The sequence below is a fragment of the Streptomyces sp. 8L genome, assembly GCF_020176795.1.
Classification (GTDB): Bacteria; Actinomycetota; Actinomycetes; order Streptomycetales; family Streptomycetaceae; genus Streptomyces.
In genome coordinates, this window is sequence record NZ_JAIUKE010000951.1 from 1 (window position 1) to 726 (window position 726).

At 67.2% G+C, this 726-nt stretch carries 1 protein-coding gene; it reads right to left on the minus strand.

Annotated features, from left to right (window positions below; genetic code table 11):
* A partial coding sequence (locus LCE31_RS40060) for a transposase (protein WP_225023242.1) occupies positions 1-675 on the minus strand: 675 nt, incomplete at its 3' end.
* Positions 676-726 lie beyond the last annotated feature (51 nt).

The window sequence follows — 726 nt, forward strand, 5'->3', positions numbered from 1 at the left end:
GCCCAGGCCCTGGTAGCCGGCATCGGCGAGGATCTCTACGGCCGGACCGTCGGCCAGGAGCTTGACCAGGCCCAGCTTCCGGGCGTGCGTGATGTCCGCGCAGCTTGCAGGCTCGGCCGGACTGCAGAACAGCAGCCGCCCCTCGGCGTCCGTGACGACCATGGACTTGACGGCGTTCTGCTTGTTCTTCCCGGAGATGAACTTCTCCCGGTCCTTGTGTCCGACAGCCGGGCGACGCACCCGGACCTCGGTGCCGTCGATGATTCCGGTTTGCCCGCTCGCGCCGAGATGGTCGATGACCTCGGCGAGTGTGCAGAGTCGGATGTCAGGCGCGACGGTGCAGCCCCGGTCGGCGAGCAGTGGCCGCACTTCACCGATCGCACGCGTAATGGTGGAGCGGTCCACGCCGAACCAGCAGGCCAGCACGTCGTGCGTCGTTGCATGGCGGAGGTGCACGAGCGTGGCCAACAGGCGGTCGACAAAGACCAGCTTGTACTTGGCACCGGCACCGACGGCCCGGCGGCGAGGGCGGGACGTCAGCACGGCCTGGTGCCGCTCGTGCCACAACGGACCGATCTCTGCGACGAGTTCTGCGATCACGTCGGGCGCCAGCCCGGTGATCCGCTGGCTACGGATGATTGCTGCACGTGTCCGGCTCCCCACCACACGGATCATGATCAACGATCAAGGTCTCGACGCGCTACCGCCAACCATGCACGAGCTCGT